We start from the raw sequence: 19,218 nt of genomic DNA on the forward strand, positions 1-19,218 counted from the left end.
CGGCACGGCCGGGGTGCCGGGCATGACGCATCCGTTCGAGCTGACGATCCAGCGTGCCGACGGGTCGGGCAACATCTATCTGGAGGCCGCGGCGGGGGTGACGGCGTTCATCTTGGCCGGGCGTTATTTCGAGGTGCGTGCCAAGCGCCGGGCGGGCGCGGCGCTGCGGGCGCTGATGGAGCTGGGCGCCAAGGACGTCGAGTTGGCCGACGGCAGCCGGGTGCCCGTCGAGCGGCTCACGGTGGGGGACAGGTTCGTGGTCCGGCCGGGAGAGAAGATCGCCACCGACGGTGTCGTGGAGGAGGGCTCCTCGGCGGTCGATGTCTCGATGCTGACCGGCGAGTCGGTGCCGGTGGAGGTGCGCCCGGGTGATGCGGTGATCGGTGCGACCGTGAACGCCGGTGGGCGGCTCGTGGTCCGGGCGGCCCGGGTGGGCGCCGACACCCAGTTGGCTCAGATGGCCAGGCTGGTGGAGGAGGCGCAGACGGGTAAGGCGCAGGTCCAGCGGCTGGCCGATCGGATCTCGGGTGTTTTCGTGCCGGTCGTGATCGCTTTGTCGGTGGCGACTTTGGGGTTCTGGCTGGGCAGCGGGGGTGGTGTGGGGGCGGCGTTCACCGCGGCGGTGGCGGTGTTGATCATCGCTTGCCCGTGTGCTCTGGGGCTGGCCACTCCGACCGCGTTGCTGGTCGGCACCGGCAGGGGTGCCCAGCTCGGCATTCTGATCAAGGGTCCTGAGGTGCTGGAGTCGACCCGGCAGGTCGACACGGTGGTGCTGGACAAGACCGGCACCGTCACCGAGGGCCGGATGACGCTGATCGAGGTTCACGTCGCCGATGGTGAGGACGAGGCCGAGGTGCTGCGGCTGGCCGGGGCGCTGGAGCACGCTTCGGAGCATCCCATCGCCCGGGCGATCGCCAGGGGCGCCCGCGCCGCCCGGTCCGCCCGGTCCGCCCGCGCCGTCCGGTCCGGCGCGACTGAGGCGACGGGGGCGACTGAGGCGGGGGCGACTGAGGCGACGGCGGGGGCGACTGAGGCGACGGGCGAGGACGTCGTCGACGTCGTGGATGCCGTGGACGTCGTGGATGCCGTGGACGTCGTGGACGTCGTGGACGTCGTGGACGTCGTGGACGTCGAGGACGTCGAGGATGTCGGGGATGTCGGGGACTTCGCCGATGTCGAGGGCTTCGGGGATGTCGGGGGCTTCGCCGATGTCGGGGGCTTCGCCGATGTCGAGGGCTTCGCCAATGTCGAGGGGCTTGGGGTGCGGGGGGTGGTGGACGGGCATGCGGTCCTGGTCGGCCGTCCCCGGTTGCTCAGCGAGTGGTCCCAGCACCTGCCGGCCGAGTTGGAGAGCGCGGTCGCGGAGGAGCAGGCAGCCGGCCGCACGGCGGTGGCGGTGGGCTGGGACGGTAGGGCGCGTGCGGTGCTGGTGGTGGCCGATGTGGTCAAGCCGACCAGCCGGGAGGCGGTGCGGCGGTTGCGCGCGCTGGGTTTGACTCCGGTGTTGCTGACCGGTGACAACCGGGCGGTGGCCGAGACGGTGGCGGCGCAGGTGGGCATCGAGGAGGTGATCGCCGAGGTGTTGCCGGCTGACAAGGTGGAGGTGGTCAAGCGGTTGCAGGGGCAGGGCCGGGTGGTGGCCATGGTGGGGGACGGGGTCAACGACGCCGCCGCGCTGGCGCGGGCCGATCTGGGGTTGGCGATGGGCACGGGTACTGATGCGGCCATCGAGGCGTCTGATCTGACACTGGTTCGTGGGGATCTGCGGGTGGCCGCCGATGCGATCCGGTTGTCGCGTCGCACGCTGGCCACGATCAAGGGCAACCTGTTCTGGGCTTTCGCCTACAACGTGGCCGCGCTGCCGCTGGCCGCGGCGGGGCTGCTCAACCCGATGATCGCGGGAGCCGCGATGGCGTTCTCCAGCGTCTTCGTGGTCAGCAACAGCCTGCGGCTACGCACGTTCAAATAGGGCGTTCGAGCAGGCCGTTCGAGCAGGCCGTTCGACTAGGGCGTTCGAGCGGGGTGTTCAAATGGGGCCGTTCGGGCAGAACGTTCAAGCATGGGGCGACGTTCAAGCAGGGCGGGCTCCAAGGTGACGGGTCACGGGCGCTGGGAGATCACGGGTAGCCGTTCGGTCACCATGGCCTGGAAGTTGGGGCAGCCCGTGAGGTCCTCGTGGTCGCAGTCCAGGGCGCAGTCGATGAGCTCCAGCGACGCCTGCGCTTCGGCGATGCGGCGGGCCAGGTCGGCCCGGTGGCGCAGCAGGATCGCGCGCCGGGAGGCCGCGTCGGTGGTGGTGATCATCTCGCGGGTGTCGTCCAGGCCGAACCCCGCCTCCTTGGCGCGCAGGATGACGGCGACGCGGTAGAGGTCGTCGGGCCCGTAGCGGCGCCGGTCGCCTTCGGCGCGGGCCGGCGAGAGCAGCCCCATCGACTCCCAGTGGCGCAGGACGTGGGTGGCGAGCCCGAACCGGGCGGCCACGTCGCCGATGCTCATCGTCGCGCTTGACTTCATGTCGGCATTAACTCGCATGCTGGGCCGCATGTCGACACCAACTTCGATGGAATCGCTCATCCGCATCCTGGACGTGGCCGACGCCCTGCCGGCCGCCGCCGCACTGCGCGCGCGCTCGTACGAACTGCTCGAACTCGACGCGGGGGCGGGCGTGGTGGACGCCGGCTGCGGCACCGGCCGCGCGGTCGCCGAGCTGGCCGGGCGCGGAGCCCGGGCGGTCGGCGTGGACGCCGGCGCGGAGATGATCGCGGCGGCGCGGGAGCGGTGGCCGGGACACGACTTCCGGCTCGGCGACGTCCACCGGCTGCCGTTGCGGGACGGCGAGATGGCCGGTTACCGGGCCGACAAGGTCCTGCACCAGCTCGCCGACGCCCCGGGCGCGTTGCGGGAGGCCGCGCGGGTGCTCGCCCCGGGCGGCCGGATCGTCCTCATCGGGCAGGACTGGGACACCTTCGTGATCGACTCGGACGACCCGGCGCTCACCCGCGCGATCGTGCACGCCCGTGCCGACCTGGTGCCCGACCCGCGCGTGGCGCGCCGCTACCGCAACCTGCTGTTGGACGCCGGGTTCGAACGGGTGGACGTCGAGGTCCACACGGCCGTCTTCACGGACGAGGCCATGCTGCCCTTGCTGACCGGGCTCGCGGAGGCCGCCCGAGACACCGGCGCCATCAGCGAAGAGCAGCACGCGGCCTGGACCGCCGACCAGCGGGAGCGTGCCCGGAAGGGCCGCATGTTCCTGGCCCTGCCGCTCTTCGTGGCCGCCGCGCGCCGCCCACGCTGACCGCGCCTGCCGTGCCCATCCGTGCCCATCCGCGCCCATCCGCGCTGATCGCGTCGCTCGCGCCGCCACGTGCCGACCGCGTCGCGCACGTCGCCCTGGGCTGACCGCGCCTGCCGCGCTCAGCGTGGGTTCGGGCGGCGGCCTCCCGCGGCCGCACGGGTGCGGGGAGCCGCCTCGGGCAGCAGGATGGCGCGTTTGAGGATCTTGCCGGTGGCCGTCACCGGCAACTCGTCCACGAACGAGATCCGGCGCGGATACTTGTACGCCGCCACCCGCTCCTTGACGAAGGCGCGCAGGTCGTCGGCCTCGACCGGGACCCGCAGCGCCACCACGGCCGCGATCTCCTCGCCGAGCTCCGGATGGGGCACCCCGATGACGGCGGCCTGGCGGACGGCGGGGTGCTCGTACAGGACCTCCTCCACCTCCCGCGGATAGACGGTGTAACCACCCCGGATGATCACGTCGCGGCGCCGGTCGACCAGGAAGAAGAAGCCGTCCTCGTCGACCCTGCCGAGGTCGCCGGTGTGGAACCAGCCGTCGCGGATCGCCTCCGCGGTCGCGTCGGGGTTGTTCCAGTAGCCCTTCATGACGTTGGGGCCCCGGATGACGATCTCGCCGATGTCGCCGCAGGGCACCTCCAGGCCGTCGTCGTCGACCACCTTCATCTCGACGCCCTTGACCGGGTAGCCGATGGATCCGGGCCTGCGGGCGTGGCCGCCCCGGTTGGACGCGGCCACGGCCGAGGTCTCGCTGAGCCCGTACCCCTCCACGATCGAGCAGCCGAGGCGCGTCTCGTACTCGCGCAGCACGTCGAGCGGGAGCGCGGCGCCGCCGGAGACGCAGACGCGCAGCAGCGACATGTCGCAGGCCCCGGGGTGGTCGAGCAGCGCGATGTACATGGTGGGCACGCCCTGGAAGACGGTGACCCCGTCGCGGCGGATGACCTCCAGCGCCCGGCCGGCCTCGAAGCGCGGCATCAGCGTGAGGCGCGCGCCGGCGTGCACGGTGGCGTTGAGTGAGCAGGTCAAGCCGAAGGCGTGGTAGAGCGGCAGCGCGCCGAGGACCACGTCGTCGACGCCGAGGGCGTGCATGCGGGCGACCGTCGCGGCGTTGCCGTCGAGGTTGCCGTGGGTCAGCTCGATGCCCTTGGCCCGGCCGGTCGTGCCGGAGGTGTAGTGGATGAGGGCGGTGTCGCCGGCCGCCCGGGCGGTGATCTCGTGGTCGGCCGCGACGCCGCGCAGCAGCCGGCGGAACTCCTCGGGGACCACGAAGAAGCAGTCGGTGCCGGTGCCCGCGGCGCCCGCCTCGGCGGTCTCCGCGTAGGCGTGCCAGGCGATCAGCAGCCGGGCGCCGCAGTCGGCGACGTAGGAGGAGATCTCCCGCCTGCGCAGCAACGGGTCGAGCGGGACGACGACCGCGCCGACGCGCAGCACCCCGTAGTAGATGACGGCGAACTCCGGGACGTTCGGCAGCATGATCGCGACCCGGTCGCCGACGCCGATGCCGCGTCCGCGCAGCAGCGCGGCCACGCGGGCGCTCATCAGCCCCAGCGCGTCGTAGCTGAGCTCGGCCTCGTCGAGCGTGAGAACCGGTCTGTCGCCGAGCCGCGAGGCGGCGGTGTGGAGCCGGTCAGCGAGGTTCATGGAAATGACCGTACGCTTGCACTCCCACGGTCCTCATTGGTCGCGGTGGCCAGTCTTTCACGCCCGGCATTGGGGGGCAGCGAGTCCTGCAGCGCGATCGCCACGAGCAGCTCGACGAGGTCGTTGATCCGGCGCAGGCTGCGGCCGGTGCGTTCCTGGATCCGGCGCAGCCGATACTGAGCGGTGTTGGGGTGGATCTGCAGGTGCTCGGCCGAGGCGCGCAGGTTGAGGTCGGCGGCGGCGAACGCGCGGATCGTGGCGGTGAGCACGCCGCCGCGCGCCCGGTCCTCGGCCAGCAGCGCCGTGATGCGCGGATCGACGAGGTGCCGGGCGGTGTCGTCGGCCCGCAGCGCGAGGTACTGGAACGGGGTGATCCTCGGCAGCGCCGCCACGCCGCCGTCCTCGGGCAGAAACTCCAGCACGGCGCGGGCCTCCTGGTAGGCCTGCGGGATCCCGGCGGTGCCGGTGACCACGGTGCTGATGCCCATGGCCAGCGTGATGCCCTCACTGAGCAGGCTCTCGCGCACGGCCTGCAGCCGGTCGCACAGCTCCTCGGGGTCGCCGCCGGGGCCGAGGGCGGGGATGGCCACGATCTCCGACTGGCGCACGACGGACAAGGTCCGGGTGCCGTTGCCGCCGGTGCGGGCGATCGCCGCGCAGGCCGCGTGGCGGGCGTCGGCGCCCTGGTCGGGGCCCCTTCGCACGTCCGACCGCGAGCCGACCAGGACGGCGATCACCACGAGCAGGGGCGTGCGCGTCTCGGGGCCGAGGCCGTGCGACTGGGCCGCGGCGAGCTGCCTGCCGCGCGTGGGCACGCCTCCGGCCAGCAGCGTCTCCAGCAGGTCACGGCTCTCACGCACCGCCTCCGCGGCGGCGTACTGCTGGAACTCCATGTAAGCGTTGGCCGCGTGGGTGCTGGCGAAGTCGCAGTAGCGCATGAGCGGGGCCGCCAGCGACAGCGCCGCCTCGTGGCCGGCGAACGAGGGGCCCGCCCGCTCGATCACCGACTCCCAGAAGACCTGCTGGCCGACGCGGAAGGCGTTGATGTAGTCGGCCAGGGCGACTCCGGCCCGCGCGCGGCGCATCGCCGCCCGGCGGGTGTAGGCGATGTCGTCCAGCGTCACCGTGCGGTCTTCGAGGAGCACGGCCAGCTTGCTGCGGTAGTGGCGGGCCACCTGGTCGCGCACGTCGGCGTGGAAGGCGTCGTCCATCGCGGCGTAGGCGGGGATCTCGGCGCGCATCGTCGTGACCGCCGCCTCGGCCAGGTCGTTCAGGTCGTCGAGTAGTTCGGAGAGGATCCGGGCGCGTTCAGCGCGGACCGTTTCCGCACCAGTGAGCGTTTCCAAGCTGAAACCACTGGACATGCCGGGGATGATCCAGGGTTGTCGCCGACAGGTCAACGGGTCGTAACCGGTCCGAGACAGATGCTGTGCTCTGCGGACAACTCCCCCCGAACATCTTGGGTGTCAGTACCCAATGCGGTCGGTGACGGGCGGATCCTACGCTGACCCCAACTTCAGAACATTGTTCTCCACTGTTCTCCACCCGCTGCGCCCAGGAGGCCGGATGCTGGAGGTACACGATCTCACCGTTCGCTTCGGAGGCATCACGGCGCTGGACGGCGTCGGCTTCTCCGTGGAGCGCGGCGAGATGGTGGGGCTCATCGGCCCGAACGGCGCCGGCAAGACCACCCTGTTCAACTGCCTGACCCGGCGCTACGACGCAGACTCGGGCACGGTCGGCTACGAGGGCCGGGACCTGCTCGGCACGGCTCCGCACGCCATCGCGGCGCTCGGCATCGCCCGGACCTTCCAGAACCTCGGCCTGTTCCCGCGCATGTCGGTGCGCGACAACGTGATGGTCGGCGCGCACCACAGAGGCCGGGCCGGATTCCTCACCGCGGGGCTGCGACTGCCGGGGGTGGGCGGCGAGGAGCGGCGGCTGCGCGCCGAGGCGGACAAGCTGCTGGAACGGCTGGCACTGGCCGAGGTGGCCGGGCACCCGGCGGCCGGGCTGCCGTTCGGCACCCTCAAGCGGGTGGAGCTGGCCCGGGCACTGGCCGGCCGGCCGAAACTGCTGCTGCTGGACGAGCCGGTCAACGGGCTCAACTCGGCGGAGGTCGAGGCGTTCGCCGGCACGCTGCGCGCCATCCGCGACGAGCTCGACGTGACGGTGGTCGTGGTCGAGCACCACATGGGCTTCGTCATGGGGACCTGCGACCGGGTCGTGTGCCTGGACTTCGGCCGCAAGATCGCCGAAGGCCCGCCCGCCGTGGTCCAGCGGGATCCCGGCGTCATCGAGGCGTACCTGGGGACGGCCCATGAGTGAGCGAGGCGAGCTGGTGGTCACCGACCTCCACGCCGGATACGGCGACGCCCGGGTGCTGCACGGGCTGAGCCTCAGCGTGGGCCAGGGCGAGATCTGCGCGATCCTCGGCCCCAACGGGGCGGGCAAGACCACCCTGCTGCGGGCGCTGTCGGGCATGGTCAGGACGCGCGGGACCGTCCGGCTCGGCGGGACGGACCTGGCCGGCCGCTCACCCGACACGATCGCGCGGCTGGGCGTCGCGCACGTCCCCGAGGGGCGCGGCACGTTCATGCCGCTGACCGTCGAGGAGAACCTGCGCCTCGGGGCGTTCGTCCGGCGGGCGAACCGGCGGGCGAAGGCCGAGGTGGACGCCGACCTCGACCGCATCCACGGCTACTTCCCAGTGCTCAAGACCCGGCTGAAGCAGGCGGCGGGCAGCCTCAGCGGGGGCGAGCAGCAGATGCTGGCCATCGGCCGGGCGCTCATGCTGCGGCCACGGCTGCTGCTCCTGGACGAGCCGTCACTCGGCCTCGCCCCGCTGGTCACCCGGGAGCTGTTCCGCATCGTGCGGACCATCAACGAAGAGGAGCGGACCACCGTGGTCGTCGTCGAGCAGAACGCCCATCTCGCCCTCGGCATCGCCCAGCAGGCGCATGTCCTGGAGACCGGCAGGATCGTGCTGTCGGGCACGGCGGAGCAGATCCGGGCCGACGAGCAGGTCGCCCAGTCCTACCTCGGCTACCGGGTCTGACCATGACCGGTTTCCTGCAGCAGCTCGTCCAGGGGCTCGGCACCGGCGCGATCTACGCCAGCCTGGCCCTCGCCCTGGTGCTGATCTACCAGTTCACCGGCATCGTCAACTTCGCCCAGGGCGAGCTGGCCATGTTCTCCACCTACATCGCCTGGCAGTTCACCGCCGCCGGGGTGCCGTTCTGGCTGGCCCTGGCGCTGACGCTGGTGGTGTCGTTCGCGGGCGGCATGCTCATCGAGCGGCTGGTCATCCGGCCGGTCGAAGGCGCTCCCGAGCTGACCGTGGTGATCGTCACCGTCGGGCTGTTCATCTTCGTCAACGCCGCCGCCGGGTGGATCTGGACGTTCCTGATCAAGGACTTTCCCAACCCGTTCCCCGGCGGCGCGTTCGAGGCCGGCGGGCTCAGCGTGAGCTACTCGACCCTGGGGATCCTCGTCGTGGTCGGCCTGGTCATGGGCCTGCTCTACCTGCTGTTCCAGCACACCAAGATCGGGCTGGGCATGCGGGCCGTGGCGACCAACCCCGACTCGGCCCGGCTCGTCGGCATCCGGGTCGGCTGGACGCTCGCCCTCGGCTGGGGGCTCGCCGCCACCGTCGGCGCCGTCTCGGGCGTCCTGGTGGCGCCGCTGCTCTTCCTGGAGCCCAACATGATGGGCGGCGTCCTCATCTACGCCTTCGCCGCGGCGACCCTGGGCGGCTTCGACAGCCCCGTGGGCGCCGTCGTGGGCGGCCTGATCGTCGGCGTCGCCGAGACGCTGGCCGGGGCGTACGTCGAGTTCATCGGATCCGATCTCAAGGTCGGGGTGCCGCTGGTGATCATCCTCGGCGTCCTGCTGTTCCGGCCCCAGGGGCTGTTCGGGCGAGCGGCGGTGGAGCGGGTATGAGCGACACGGCGGAGGTCACACGGATGGACGCGCCGACCCGGGGACGGACCCTGGCGCGCATGGCGACCGAGCGGTGGCGGTGGATCGTGCTGGCCGCCCTGTTCGCGGCGGCCTGCTACGCCCCCTTCCAGCTGGTGCCGTTCCGCGTCTTCCAGTTCACGATGGTGCTGGTCTACGCGGTGGCGCTGCTGGGGCTCAACCTGCTCGTCGGCCACGCCGGGCAGATCTCCCTCGGGCACGGCGCGTTCTTCGCCGTCGGCGCCTACGGGGCCGCCATCATGCTCGACCGCTTCGAGCTGCCCTATCCGGTGACGCTGCCGATCGCCGCCGCCGTGGCGTTCGTGATCGGCCTCGCGCTCGGGCTGCCGGCGATGCGGTTACGCGGCCTCTACCTGGCCCTGGTGACGCTGGCCATCGCGATCTTCCTGGTGCCGCTGCTCAAGCGGTTCGAGGAGTTGACCGGCGGCTCCATGGGGCTGACGCTGCCCAAGCCGGCCCCGCCCGCGTGGACCGGACTGGCCGAGGACCAGTGGCTGTACTTCCTCGCCCTGGCCGTGGCCGTCGTCGCCTTCCTGGCGGCGTACAGCCTGCTGCGCTCGCGCGTCGGACGGGCGCTGCACGCCATCCGCGACAACGAGGCGGCGGCCGAGACCATGGGCGTGCGGCTGTCGTTCTACAAGACTCTCGCCTTCGCCTGGAGCGCGATGTTCGCCGGGGCGGCGGGTTGCGTCTACACCTGGGTGATCGGCTTCGTCTCGCCGGACTCGTTCGCCGTGACGCTCTCGATCACCCTGCTGGCCGGCCTCGTCGTCGGCGGCCTGGGCTCGCTCTCCGGGCCGCTGCTCGGCGGGCTGTTCGTGATGTTCGTGCCCAGCATCTCCCAGGACGTCAACGAGGCCGCGCCCGGCGTCATCTTCGGCCTGTTGATCATCGCGGTGATGTACGTCGCTCCGACCGGACTCGCCGGGCTGACCGGACGCGCGGCGCATTCGATCAGGAAGATTCTCCGGAGGGAGTAATGGAATGCGGGTAACTGCGATCGGCTGTACGGCGATACTCCTGCTCGCCGTGGCGGCTTGCGGTGGACGGGAGGAAGCGGGCACCGGCACCACGGCCACAGGCCAGTGCCAGGGACAGCAGACGACCGGCATCACCGACAAGAGCCTCAAACTCGGCGGCATCTACCCGCTGTCGGGTCCCGCCTCCGCCTACGGCGCCATCCCCAAGGGCATCAAGGCGTACTTCGACTTCGTCAACGCCGAGCAGAACGGCATCGGCGGGCGCAAGGTGGAGTTCCTGGTGCGTGACGACGGCTACCAGCCGCCCAAGGCCGTGGAGGAGGCACGCAGGCTGGTCGAGCAGGAGAAGGTGTTCGCGCTCTTCCAGACGCTGGGCACCCCCTCGACGACGGCCACCTGGGACTACACCAACCAGCAGAAGGTGCCCCAGGTCTTCGTCGCCACCGGCGCGTCCACCTGGGGCACCGACACCGCCCACCCGTGGACCATCGGCTGGCAGCCCAACTACGTCTCCGAGGCCCGCGTGTACGCGCAGTACCTCAAGCAGGAGAAGCCCGAGGCCAAGGTGGCGGTGCTCTTCCAGAACGACGACTTCGGCAAGGACCTGCTCGGCGGGTTCAAGCGGGCCATCGAGGGCACCGGGGTCAAGGTCGTCGCCGAGCAGAGCTACGAGGTCACCGACCCCAGCATCGACCCCCAGATGAGCAACCTGGCCGAGTCGAAGGCCGACGTGTTCCTCAACGTGACGACGCCCAAGTTCGGCTCCCAGGCGCTGGCCGCCGACGCCAAGAACACGAGCTGGAACCCGGTGCACATCGTCAACAACGTCGCCGCGTCCGTCACGGTCCTCAAGCCCGTCGGGTTCGAGAACGTGCAGGGCGTCGTGTCGTCCACGTACTACAAGGACCCCAACGACCCGACGTGGCAGAACGACCAGGAGATGATGCGCTACCAGGCCAAGATGAAGCAGTACGCCCCCGACGCCGACCCGGCGGTGCCCTACCACGCCTTCGGCTGGGCGGTGGCCAGCAGCTTCCACAAGGCCATGGAGGCGGCCAAGTGCCCGACCCGCGAGGGGCTGCGCGACTCGGTGCGCGCCCTCAACAACGTGCAGGTGGACATGCTGCTGCCGGGCGTGACGATGAGCACCGGACCCGATGACGGCTTCCCCATCGAGTCCATGCAGCTCATGACGTTCAAGGGCGAGCGGTGGGAGCTCTTCGGCGACGTGATCGACACGCGCAAGGAGTTCGGCCCGCTCACCGGCTGACGGCCGGCCGGCCGTCAGCCGGTCGGCCGCGACGTGACCGGTGCCGTGTGACGGCCGGTCGACCGTGACCCCGGCGCCGCTACAGGGGAAGACCCCCTGTGGCGGCGCTGGTCGATCCGGTGGTGCGGTAGGCGTCGATGGTCCGCTCGGCGATGCGCATCTGGTGGATCTCGTCGGCCCCGTCGGCGAAGCGGGCCCAGCGGGCGTGCTGGAACATGTGGGCCAGCGGCGTGTCGGTGGAGTAGCCGAGCGCGCCGTGCACCTGGATCGCCCGGTCGATGATCCGGTTGAGGCTGTTGGCCACGAAGTGCTTGGCCATCGACACCTCGGTGCGGAAGTCCTCGCCCTTGTCGATCTTCGAGGCGGCGTGCAGCACCATCAGCTTGCACTGGTAGAGCTCCATCGCCGAGTCGGCGATCAGCCACTGGATCCCCTGCTTCTCGGCGAGCAGCGAGCCGTGGCTGTACCTGTTGAGCGCCCGGTCGACCATCATGTCGAGCGCCGTCTCCGCCTGGGAGATCCAGCGCATGCAGTGCGCGAGCCGCGCCGGGCCGAGGCGGTACTGGCCGAGCCGGTGGCCGTCGCCCCGCCCGCCGAGCATCTGGCCCTCCGGCACCCGCAGGTCGGTGATGACGATCTCGCTGTGGCCCGTCGAGCCGTGCATCGTCTCGACCTCGCGGACGTCGTGCCAGCCCTCCTGCGGCAGGTCGATGAGGAAGGCCGTGTTGGCCCCGCGAGCGCCCTCCGGCACGTCGGTCTCGGTCCGCGCGATGAGGATGGCGAAGCTCGCCCGGCGGGCGTTGGAGATGAACCACTTGTGGCCGTTGATGACCCACTCGTCACCGTCCTTGACCGCGTGGGTGCGGATGAGCGTCGGGTCGGAGCCGGCCACCTCGGGCTCGGTCATCGCGAAGCACGACATCGTGACCCCGTCGAGCAGCGGCCGGAGGTACTTCTCCTTCTGCTCGTCGTTCGCCCAGTGCAGCAGCGTGTGCATGTTGCCCTCGTCGGGCGCCTGGCAGTTGAGCACCCACGGCCCGAGCCGCGTCTTGGCCGCCTCCGACTGGACCATGGCCAGCTCGACGTGGCCGAGCCCCATGCCGCCCCACTCCTTGGGCATGTGCGGCAGCCAGAGCCCCTCCGCCCTGGCCTTCTCGCGCAGCTTGAAGATGGTCCGCAGGTAGGTGTCGCGGTCGCCCTCCTCCAGGCCCTCGACGGCCGGGATGACGGTGCCCTGGATGAAGGCCCGCACCCGCTTGCGGATCTCCTCGTGCTCGGGGGCGAGGGTGAAGTCGATGGCCATGGTGCTCCTTCAGTCTGTTTCCGGGAAGTGGCAGGCCACCCAGTGGTCGCCGGCCAGGGGCCGGATCTCCGGCTCCTCCTCGCCGCACCTGGGGGCCGCCCTGGGACACCGGGTACGGAAACGGCAGCCGCTGGGCGGATCGACCGGTGACGGCGGCTCGCCCTTGATCAGCCGGTCGGCCGGGGGCAGGTCGAGGCCACTGCCGGGGATCGAGGCGAGCAGCGCCCGGGTGTAGGGGTGGGCGGGCCGCTCGATCAGCTCGGTGCTCGGGGCCAGCTCGCACATCTTGCCGAGGTACATCACCAGGATCCGGTCGCTGACGTTCTTCACCACGGCCAGGTCGTGGGCGATGAACACCAGCGTGAGCCGGTAGCGCTCCTTCAGGTCCTCCAGCAGGCCGAGGATCTGCGCCTGCACCGAGACGTCCAGGGCGGACACCGGCTCGTCGCAGATCACCACCTCCGGCTCCAGCACCAGCGCCCTGGCGATGGAGATGCGCTGGCACTGCCCGCCGGAGAACTCGTGCGGCCGGCGGACGGCCGCGGTCGCCGGGTCGAGCCCGACGGCCTCCAGCACCTCGTCCACCCGGTCGCCGCCGGCGCCCCACACGCGGGTGCCCTCGCTGACGATGTCGCGGACCCGGCGGCGCGGGTTCAGCGACGAGATCGGATCCTGGAAGATCATCTGGAGCCGCCTGCGGGTGCGCCGCAGCGCCTCGCCGCGCAGCGTCGTCAGGTCGACGTCGTCCAGCCGCACCGAGCCGCCGCGCGGCGGCGGCAACTGCACGAGCGCCCGCGCGGTGCTCGACTTGCCGCACCCCGACTCGCCGACGATGCCCAGCGTCTCGCCCGCCGCCAGGTCGAAGCTCACCCCCGACACCGCCCGCACGGTACGGCCCCGCCCCGCGGGAAACTCCACGACCAGGTCCTCCACCTGGAGCAACACCTGGTCGCGGGGACGAAGATGGGCGTTTCCGCTACCGGCCACGGCTCTCGGCTCCTTCGCTGATCGAGCTGCCGGTGGGATACCAGCATGCGTACAGATGGCCGTCCTTGAGAAGGTCGGGCGCCTCGGTGGCGCACCGGTCGCGGGCGTAGGCGCAGCGCGGCTGGAAGGCGCAGCCCGCCGGCAGGTCCACCAGGTCCGGCGGCCGGCCCGGGATGACGCGCAGCCGGTGGTGCGCGGGGTCGGTCAGCCGGGGCGCCGCCTGCAACAGCGCCTCGGTGTAGGGCATGCGGGTGTGCCCGAAGATCTCGGCCGTGGGGCCGCGTTCCACGACCTTGCCCGCGTACATCACGATGACCTCGTCCGCCCACTCGCGCACCACCGCGAGGTCGTGGCTGACCAGGACGACCGCCATGTCGCGCTCCTCCCGCAGCCGGTGCAGCAGCCGCAGCACCTGGTCCTGGATGGTGACGTCGAGGGCGGTCGTGGGCTCGTCGGCGAACAGCACGTCGGGGCCGCACGACAGGGCCATCGCGATGGTCACTCGCTGCCGCATGCCGCCCGACAGCTGGTGCGGGTAGCGGCCCAGCATGCGTCCCGGATCGGGGATGCCGACCTGGGCGAGCAACTGCGCGGCCTCCTCGCGGGCCTGCCTGCGGTTCATCCCCATGTGCACCCGGAGCGGCTCGGCCAGCTGCGCGCCGATCGTCCGCACCGGGTTGAGCGCGGTCATCGGGTCCTGGAAGACCGTGCCGAGACGCGGGCCGAGGATCTGCCGCATCTCCTCGGGGGTGTGCCGGGTCAGGTCGTCGCCCTCCAGGTAGACGTTGCCGCTCCGGTTGACGCCCGAGCCGGGCAGCAGGCCGAGGATCGAGCGGATCAGCATCGACTTGCCCGAGCCCGACTCGCCCACGATGGCCAGCGTCCTGCCGCGCTCCAGGGTGAAGGAGACGCCGTCGACGGCCTTGACCAGGCCGCGTTCGGTGACGAAGTGCGTGCGCAGATCCTCGACCTGGAGCAGGCTGTCGCCCACCGCGTGGACGGGGGCGGCGGGGGCCGCCGGAGGGGCCTGCCGGACGGGCTCCAGGCCGCTGTGCCGGACGTCGGTCAGCGCCCTGAGCCGGTCGCCCACCAGGTTGAAGGAGAGCACGGTCAGGAACATGACCAGCGACGGCGCCAGCACCACGTGCGGCGCGTCGTCCATCAGGGTGCGGCCCTCGTTGATCAGCCCGCCCCAGGTGGGAGTGGGCGCCTGGACCGACAGCCCGAGGAAGGCGAGACTGCCCTCGGCCACCACGACCACGGCCATCCCGATGAACGCGTAGGACGCGGCCGGCACCGCCACGTTCGGCATGATCTCCCGCCATAGGATCCTGCTGTCCCGCACGCCCAGCACGCGGGCCGCGAGGACGAACTCCCGGTCGGCGAAGGACAGCGTCGCCCCCCGGATCAGCCGGGTCCACGCGGGCACGCCGAGCACCCCGAGCACGATCAGCACGTTGCGCAGGCTGGCCCCGGCGAAGGCCACCACGGCCAGCGCGAAGACGAGCGCCGGGAAGGCCAGCGCGACGTCGTTGAACGCCATGATGATCGCGTCCGTCGCCCGCCTGCGGTAGCCGGCCAGGATGCCGAGCGGCCCGCCGATGGCCAGCCCGAGCAGGACCGCGCCGATGCCCACGCCGAGCGAGACCCGCGAGCCGTGCACGACCCGGCTGAACACGTCGCGCCCCAGCCCGTCGGTGCCGAACAGGTGGTCGGCGCTGGGGCCCGACCGGGGCGGCCCGGCCAGCGTCTCGTCGTAGCGCGCGATGGGCAGCAGGTCGGCCAGCAGCGCCCCGGCCAGCACCAGCAGGATCCAGACCGCCGCGATCCAGAACCCGGGCCCGAGCCGCCTACGCATGCCGGATCCTCGGGTCCACGGCGGCGTACACCAGGTCCACCACGAAGTTGACCAGCACGTAGCCGACCGAGATCAGCACGACGCCTCCCTGCACGGTCAGGTAGTCGCGGGAAAAAATGGAGTCGACGATGAGCCGGCCGATGCCGGGCAGCCCGAAGAGCGTCTCGATGATCACGGTGCCGCCGATCAGCGCCCCGAGGTTCAGCCCGACCGCGGTGATCAGCGAGATCGTGGACGGCCGCAAGGCGTGCCGCCACAGGATGCGCCGCGGCGACAGGCCGCGGGCGCGGGCCAGCGTGATGTAGTCCTCCTGCAGCGTCGCGATCAGGTCGGTGCGCAGCAGCCGCGCGTAGACGGCGAGCTGCCCGGCCCCGAGCGTGATCGCGGGCAGCAGCACCGAGGTGATGTTCCACCCCAGATCCACCGAGATGGGCGTCCACCCGGTGGCCGGCAGCACCTGCCAGGTGACGGCGAACACCAGGATCAACAGCACGCCGAGCACGAACACCGGGGTCGACAGCAGCGCGAAGCTCATCGCGGTGAGCACCTGGTCCAGCGTGCCGCCGGCCCGGCGGGCCGCCGCCACGCCCACCGGAACCGCCAGTCCCAGCGCCACGATCTGCGCCGCGACCAGCAGTTCCAGCGTGACCGGCAGCCGCTCGGCCAGCTCCTGGGCGACCGGCACCTGGTTGATGTACGAGGTGCCGAAGTCGCCGGTGACCAGGCCGCCGAGCCAGTCGGCGTACTGGACCAGCATCGGCTGATCCAGGCCCAGGTCCTGGCGGAGCCGCGTGCGGGCCTCCTCCGTGGCCGACAGGCCGAGGATCTGCGTCGTCGGGTCACCGGGCAGCAACGCGAGCAGGGCGTAGGACAGGAACGTCACCACGAGCAGGACCACCAGGAGCCGGACCAGCCGGTGCAGGAGGATCACTGCTGTGTGATCCAGACCCCGGAGAACGGGTGGTAGGGAATGGGCGACCCGGTCATGGGCAGGCCCTTCTCCCCGTCCGGCAGCACGTGCTCGCCGATGCCGTGCACCTTGGCCTTGGCGATGACGGCGCCGGTGTCGAGGTGGTCGACGAACACGTACGGCACCAGTTCGCGCAGCCGCTGCTGGACGGTGGCGTACGCCTGCTTGCGCGCCGCCTCGTCCGGGTTGGTGCGGCCCACGTCGAACGCCTGGCTGAGCTTGTCATCCTTGATGCGGGTGAAGTTCAGCGAGATGGCGCCGACGGGCTGGGCGTAGGCCTTGTGCATCCAGATGTACTCACCGTCGGGGTCGGGTGAGGAGAACTGCGTCCACACGGTCGCGGCGAAGTTGCCGGTGACCGCGCGGTTGATCAGGTCGGCCTGGTCGGCCTGCTTGATCGTCACCTCGATGCCGGCCTTGCGCCACATGTCCTGCGCCAGCTCGATGCCCTGCATGGTGTTGGGGTCGGGGGTGGAGATGATCTCGAACTTGATCGGGCCCTTGTCCGCCTCGACCTCCTTGACCAGCGCGGTCGCCTTGGCCAGGTCGTACTCCGGATAGCCGCCGCCGTCGGCGTACCACTTGGAATCCTTGGACCAGGGGCCGTCGGCCTCCTTCGTGAGCCCGCCGCGCAGCGTCGAGATGACGGCCTTGCGGTCCGTGGCGTGCGCCAGTGCCTTGCGGACCCTGATGTCGTCCAAGGGAGCGACGGCGGTGTTGAGCATGAACATGTACTCGGCCACGGCCATGCCCTGGGACCGGTGAATCGTGAAGGCGTCCTTGAGCGCGCCGAACTTGGTGATGTCCTCGTCGCGGCTGGTGCCCATCGCGTCGAGCTGGCCCGCCTCCAGCGTCTGCGAGCGGGTCTGGCTGTCGGGCAGGATCCGGAACTCGATCTGGGTCAGGTACGGCAGGCCCTTGCGCCAGTAGTTGGCGTTCTTGGCCACGATGAACCGGCTGTCGGGCACGTACTCCTGGAAGGTGAACGGCCCGGTGCCGACGGGCTTCTGGCTGGCTCCCCTGGGGTCGGCGAGCGAGGAGGGCGGCACGATCATGCCGATCTGCGCCGCGAGGTAATAGGGGAACGCCACCCAGGGCTGCTTGAGCTTGACCTTGACCGTCTTGGGGTCGACCAGCTCGAACGACGAGACCGGGGCGAGCACCGCGTTGTTGAGCGGCGACGCCTTCTGCGCCTCGAGGTTGGCCTTGACCACCTCACCGGTCAGCGGCGTGCCGTCGGAGAACGAGATCCCCGACCTGACCGTGATCGTCCATTCGTCGGACTTCTTGTTGGGCGTCAGTGATTCGGCCAGGTAGGGCTTCCAATCGCCGTTGACGTCCACGCTCACCAGCGGCTCGATGATCGTCGTCGCCATGCTGTAGCTCTGCGCCGCGAACTGGTCGGTCACCGGGTTGAATCCGGCGGCGTCGGCGCTGAGCCCGTAGACGAGCTTTCCGCCGACGACGGGTGTCGTCGGGTCGGAGCTCTTCTCGTTGACCGCCACGGGCCGCTGCCCGCTGCACGCCACCAATACCACCGAAGCCAGCGACAACCCCGCCAGTCTTCTCCAGCGTTTCATCCACGCCTCCTCCCGGTCGTCCCCCCGAGAGCAATTTCACCGATAGTACTATCGGTGAGGGAACTCACAAGCGTCCAGTACCGATCGTTATTCAGGAGCGCTCGGCGTTACTGTTATCGGCAGAAAGAGGGAGGTGGCCGTGAGCAGCACACCGCTCACCAGGAGCGAGGCCAAGGATTTGACCCGGCGCAGACTGATCCGCGCGGCTCTGGCCATCCTCGACACCGAGGGCGAGGCCGGCCTGACGACCGTCAAGGTGGCCAAGGCCGCCGGCATCGCGCAGTCCAGCTTCTACGTGCACTTCAAGGACAAACAGGATCTGCTGCGGGTGCTCGGCGACGAGGGCGGCGACCGGTTGCGCCGGTCCATGCGGGAGGCGCGGCGCCGGGCCCGCGAGGCGCCCGACGTCACCGAGCACCAGCGCGACACCTTCCGCATCCCGCTCGAAGCCATCTGCCGCCACCCCGAGCTGCTGCGCATCCTGCACCGCGCCCGGCACGACCCCTCCTCGTCCATGCACGAGTTCGCCAAGGAGGCCTCGCTCGCCTACCGCGACCATCACGCGGCCGACCTCGCGGCCCTCGGCTACACCGCCGACAACGAGCGTGACCGGCGGCGGCTGGAGATGATCGCCGAAGGGATCAACGCCGCCACCAACGCGCTGGCCCTCGGGCATCTGGAGGGGCGGTATCCCGACCTGGAGGAGGCCGTGGATGTGCTGGTGTCCCTGTCGAAGGGGGCGTTGCGGATGCTGAAGTCGTCCAGTGCCGCTGCTCGTCCGCCTGTCACCGGAGGGACGATGCCTGGCGACGGGTGAGTTTGGTCCGTGTTGCGGAGGTCCGTGTTTCGATTGGTGCCGATGGTCGCTGTTGTGTCGGTGGTGTCGGCGGGTGTTTGGTGCCCCGCGGAGGCCGGGTTCGTGGGTGCCGCGGAGGCGGGTGGGCGTCCTGGCTTGGCCGCCGCAGTATGGGCCGGGTCCGTCGCCCTTGCTGCTCGCCGATGCTGAAGCGTCCGTTTCCGTCTTTGGGGGCTGGTCGCCGTAGCTGAAGCTTTCACTTTCCGGCACAGCGCGGGCCGGGCACCGCAGCCGTGGCCCGCCCTCTGACGCCCGCTCCCGTCTATGTTGCGGTACGCGTTCCCACCCAGTCTGGGCCCGCGTTCGCCGGGATTCGGCGGAATGTCGCGATCAGGCCATCGGGGCTCACACTATCCGGCAATGGTTCCGAGCCGCTCGCCGGAATCAGTGTCAATCGAAGGCGTCGAACGTGACTGGCCCGCTGAACCCTGGCGGCTGACCGTAGCCATGGAGGGCATCGCGGACATTCTGTAAAGTGTGCCCATTGTGTCG

Annotated in this window: 16 protein-coding genes; 8 read left to right on the forward strand and 8 right to left on the reverse strand. The window is 70.8% G+C overall.

The genetic code is table 11. The features are described 5' to 3' along the window. The coding region (locus AB0C16_RS14020; RefSeq protein WP_357682421.1) for a heavy metal translocating P-type ATPase at positions 1–1,969 on the forward strand (1,969 nt) is incomplete at its 5' end. 131 nt (positions 1,970–2,100) lie between these two features. On the opposite strand, the gene AB0C16_RS14025 is transcribed toward AB0C16_RS14020, so the two are convergent. Then, positions 2,101–2,514 (reverse strand): MerR family transcriptional regulator, encoded by a 414-nt coding sequence (locus AB0C16_RS14025; RefSeq protein ID WP_357682423.1) that lies wholly within the window; start codon positions 2,512–2,514, stop codon positions 2,101–2,103. Positions 2,515–2,560: 46 nt separating this feature from the next. On the opposite strand from AB0C16_RS14025, the gene AB0C16_RS14030 reads away from it, so the two are divergent. Next, positions 2,561–3,298 (forward strand): methyltransferase domain-containing protein, encoded by a 738-nt coding sequence (locus AB0C16_RS14030; protein WP_357682425.1) that lies wholly within the window; start codon positions 2,561–2,563, stop codon positions 3,296–3,298. Positions 3,299–3,417: 119 nt separating this feature from the next. Here the strand turns inward: AB0C16_RS14030 and AB0C16_RS14035 are convergent, their stop codons facing one another. Next, positions 3,418–4,941, reverse strand: a complete 1,524-nt coding sequence (locus AB0C16_RS14035; RefSeq protein WP_357682427.1) for a long-chain fatty acid--CoA ligase — start codon at positions 4,939–4,941, stop codon at positions 3,418–3,420. Then, positions 4,938–6,305 (reverse strand): helix-turn-helix domain-containing protein, encoded by a 1,368-nt coding sequence (locus AB0C16_RS14040; protein ID WP_357682429.1) that lies wholly within the window; start codon positions 6,303–6,305, stop codon positions 4,938–4,940. The genes AB0C16_RS14035 and AB0C16_RS14040 overlap by 4 nt, the downstream gene beginning before the upstream one ends. Positions 6,306–6,507: 202 nt before the next feature. On the opposite strand from AB0C16_RS14040, the gene AB0C16_RS14045 reads away from it, so the two are divergent. The 5 genes from AB0C16_RS14045 to AB0C16_RS14065 are packed head-to-tail and all read left to right on the forward strand — an operon-like array spanning position 6,508 to position 11,172. Further along, positions 6,508–7,269, forward strand: a complete 762-nt coding sequence (locus AB0C16_RS14045) for an ABC transporter ATP-binding protein (RefSeq protein ID WP_357682431.1) — start codon at positions 6,508–6,510, stop codon at positions 7,267–7,269. Next, complete coding sequence (locus AB0C16_RS14050) at positions 7,262–7,999, forward strand: ABC transporter ATP-binding protein (RefSeq protein ID WP_357682433.1); 738 nt, start codon at positions 7,262–7,264, stop codon at positions 7,997–7,999. The genes AB0C16_RS14045 and AB0C16_RS14050 overlap by 8 nt, the downstream gene beginning before the upstream one ends. A gap of 2 nt (positions 8,000–8,001) precedes the next feature. After that, complete coding sequence (locus AB0C16_RS14055; protein ID WP_357682435.1) at positions 8,002–8,883, forward strand: branched-chain amino acid ABC transporter permease; 882 nt, start codon at positions 8,002–8,004, stop codon at positions 8,881–8,883. Next, positions 8,880–9,902, forward strand: coding sequence for a branched-chain amino acid ABC transporter permease (locus tag AB0C16_RS14060; RefSeq protein WP_357682437.1), 1,023 nt, complete (start codon positions 8,880–8,882; stop codon positions 9,900–9,902). The genes AB0C16_RS14055 and AB0C16_RS14060 overlap by 4 nt, the downstream gene beginning before the upstream one ends. Before the next feature lie 4 nt (positions 9,903–9,906). Then, positions 9,907–11,172 (forward strand): ABC transporter substrate-binding protein, encoded by a 1,266-nt coding sequence (locus AB0C16_RS14065; RefSeq protein WP_357682439.1) that lies wholly within the window; start codon positions 9,907–9,909, stop codon positions 11,170–11,172. A gap of 79 nt (positions 11,173–11,251) precedes the next feature. On the opposite strand, the gene AB0C16_RS14070 is transcribed toward AB0C16_RS14065, so the two are convergent. Genes AB0C16_RS14070 through AB0C16_RS14090 form a run of 5 tightly spaced genes read right to left on the reverse strand, consistent with a single transcriptional unit; the run spans position 11,252 to position 17,870 of the window. Beyond that, positions 11,252–12,475, reverse strand: coding sequence for an acyl-CoA dehydrogenase family protein (locus AB0C16_RS14070; protein WP_357682441.1), 1,224 nt, complete (start codon positions 12,473–12,475; stop codon positions 11,252–11,254). Positions 12,476–12,484: 9 nt separating this feature from the next. Further along, positions 12,485–13,462: an ABC transporter ATP-binding protein gene (locus tag AB0C16_RS14075; RefSeq protein ID WP_357682443.1), complete on the reverse strand. Its 978-nt coding sequence runs from the start codon at positions 13,460–13,462 to the stop codon at positions 12,485–12,487. Beyond that, complete coding sequence (locus AB0C16_RS14080; RefSeq protein ID WP_357682444.1) at positions 13,452–15,320, reverse strand: dipeptide/oligopeptide/nickel ABC transporter permease/ATP-binding protein; 1,869 nt, start codon at positions 15,318–15,320, stop codon at positions 13,452–13,454. Before AB0C16_RS14080 ends, AB0C16_RS14075 begins: the two co-directional genes overlap by 11 nt. Further along, positions 15,313–16,251, reverse strand: coding sequence for an ABC transporter permease (locus AB0C16_RS14085; protein ID WP_357682446.1), 939 nt, complete (start codon positions 16,249–16,251; stop codon positions 15,313–15,315). Before AB0C16_RS14085 ends, AB0C16_RS14080 begins: the two co-directional genes overlap by 8 nt. After that, positions 16,248–17,870 (reverse strand): ABC transporter substrate-binding protein, encoded by a 1,623-nt coding sequence (locus tag AB0C16_RS14090; protein WP_357682448.1) that lies wholly within the window; start codon positions 17,868–17,870, stop codon positions 16,248–16,250. Before AB0C16_RS14090 ends, AB0C16_RS14085 begins: the two co-directional genes overlap by 4 nt. A 139-nt stretch (positions 17,871–18,009) precedes the next feature. Between AB0C16_RS14090 and AB0C16_RS14095 the strand changes: the two genes are divergently transcribed. Next, a complete protein-coding gene (locus AB0C16_RS14095) occupies positions 18,010–18,687 on the forward strand; it encodes a TetR family transcriptional regulator (protein WP_357682450.1) in 678 nt (225 codons plus the stop codon). The last annotated feature ends 531 nt before the right edge of the window (positions 18,688–19,218 follow it).

The organism is Nonomuraea sp. NPDC048916 (genome assembly GCF_040649575.1).
In the GTDB taxonomy this organism is placed as follows: domain Bacteria; phylum Actinomycetota; class Actinomycetes; order Streptosporangiales; family Streptosporangiaceae; genus Nonomuraea.